Source organism: Moorena sp. SIO4A1 (assembly GCF_010672065.1).
Taxonomy (GTDB): domain Bacteria; phylum Cyanobacteriota; class Cyanobacteriia; order Cyanobacteriales; family Coleofasciculaceae; genus Moorena.
The window spans coordinates 1-1,687 of the sequence record NZ_JAAHHX010000546.1 but is presented as its reverse complement, the minus strand read 5'-3'; the positions used below and the strand labels follow the sequence as shown (position 1 = coordinate 1,687).

The window sequence follows — 1,687 nt, the reverse complement described above, 5'->3', positions numbered from 1 at the left end:
GCCCGGAGGTGTGTTAGTCTATGCTACCTGTACCTTAAATCCTCAAGAAAATGAGGGGGTAATACAATGGTTTCTGGAAGGTCATTCTCAGTGGCAAATTGAACCCCCTACTCTTTCGTTTCTTAAAGCGTTTTCAACACCGGAAGGTTGGCTCAAAGTTGTGCCCTATCGAGACCAGATGGATGGTTTTTTTATGGTGCGGTTGAAGCGGATGATATAGGAAAGGGAATAGGGAACAGGGAATAGGGAGTAGGGAATAGGGAGTCGGGAGTCGGGAGCTTGTAGGGTGGGCAAAAAAATTTTTTTTTGAGTGTTAATGATTAAATTACTTTGCCCACCTTACTTTATAATCTTTACTATAATAGCAATATCCATATAATCCACGTTCTACATGCCTGCCAAGGATTTTTACCACGATACTGTCAAAACCGCCTTAATAAAAGACGGTTGGAGTATTAAAGACGAGCCCTTCACTTTAGAGGTTGGCGGTCGTGATCTCTTTGTAGACCTTGGTGCAGAAAAGCTACTCATTGCCCAGCGTAAAAACCAAAAAATCGCCGTAGAAGTTAAAAGCTTTATCAGTGCCTCACCTGTCAGGGATTTTGAGCAAGCATTAGGACAGTATTTCCTCTACGAAGACCTGATTGAAAAACTTTACCCAGAACGGGAACTTTATCTGGCAGTGCGTCACAGCATATACAACAGTTTTTTCAAAGAGGAGCTTGTCCAAATTGTTATAGAAAGTCGTCATCTTAAATTACTAATCTTTGATGAAAACCAGGAGACAATTACGCTATGGAAACCTTCACTGGAGTAACCAATTGTGCTACAGCTCTTCTTCAGATACTGAACAACTATTGTAATATCCTGAATCGTCACAAAAATAATTCTATCAATAATACCGTGATCAGTAAAATTATTGTTAGCGATGATAAAACTCGCTATCTAGTTATTAGGGAAGGTTGGAACGATACACAACGAATTCATTCACTCATCTTTGATGCTGAGATACGTAACAATAAAATTTGGCTACACCATGATGGTCTAGATCACGGCATTACAGAAGAGCTACTGGCGGCGGGAATACCCAAAGAACAAATTGTTTTAGCTTTTCATCCTCCCCATATCCGACAACACACTGGCTATGCTATTTCCTAGAGATTGTCGGGTGGGCAAAAACAGTTTGGTTTTGTTGAGTATTAATGATTATATTATTTTGCCCACCCTACGTTAATTGGTATTTTTTTAACTTTTTATTACTCTCTTAGGACAACTGATTAATTTCATCGATAGTCAACCCCGTATATTGAGCAATATCATTCAGGGGTAACCCAGCGGCCTTCATCTGTTTAGCAATCTGCTGTTTTTCTTCAAGTCTACCTTCTTCTCGTCCTTCTAGTCTGCCTTGTTCTCGTCCTTCTTCTCGTCCTTCCCTTTTCGCGAAACTCCATGCACGTCGCGCGTCCTCCAAGGCCATCTCCTGTTTGCGGAGTTTTTCCACTTCTGAGACACTCAACCCCGCTTGATTCGCTATTGTTAAAGCTTGTTCTAGCTGTGGGATTTCCCTGAGTTTGTCAGGAATAATTTCTAAGTTGGGCGCTTCTTTGATAAAAAATATCCACTTATCTATCACACTTTCCAACTCTTCCAGTTGCTTAGTAAATTTGGGGAGTTCCACAAACACCAA

The 1,687-nt window shown here is 40.8% G+C and carries 4 protein-coding genes and 1 pseudogene; 3 read left to right on the top strand and 2 right to left on the bottom strand.

Annotated features, from left to right (window positions below; genetic code table 11):
- Window positions 1-220 (top strand): annotated as a pseudogene (locus F6K53_RS40475) (16S rRNA (cytosine(967)-C(5))-methyltransferase); the annotation flags it as partial.
- On the opposite strand, the gene F6K53_RS40470 reads toward F6K53_RS40475, so the two are convergent.
- Window positions 166-294 (bottom strand): hypothetical protein, encoded by a 129-nt coding sequence (locus F6K53_RS40470; protein ID WP_293085806.1) that lies wholly within the window; start codon window positions 292-294, stop codon window positions 166-168. The pseudogene F6K53_RS40475 and the gene F6K53_RS40470 overlap by 55 nt on opposite strands.
- A 97-nt stretch (window positions 295-391) precedes the next feature.
- Between F6K53_RS40470 and F6K53_RS40465 the strand changes: the two genes are divergently transcribed.
- On the top strand, window positions 392-817 hold the full coding sequence (locus F6K53_RS40465) for an element excision factor XisH family protein (protein ID WP_293085803.1): 426 nt from the start codon (window positions 392-394) through the stop codon (window positions 815-817).
- Window positions 796-1,158 carry a XisI protein gene (locus tag F6K53_RS40460; RefSeq protein WP_293085800.1) on the top strand — a complete coding sequence of 121 codons (363 nt, stop codon included), beginning with the start codon at window positions 796-798 and terminating at the stop codon, window positions 1,156-1,158. Before F6K53_RS40465 ends, F6K53_RS40460 begins: the two co-directional genes overlap by 22 nt.
- Before the next feature lie 106 nt (window positions 1,159-1,264).
- Here F6K53_RS40460 and F6K53_RS40455 read toward each other — a convergent pair.
- Window positions 1,265-1,687: Rpn family recombination-promoting nuclease/putative transposase (locus tag F6K53_RS40455; RefSeq protein ID WP_293085797.1), on the bottom strand; the 423-nt coding region annotated here is incomplete at its 5' end.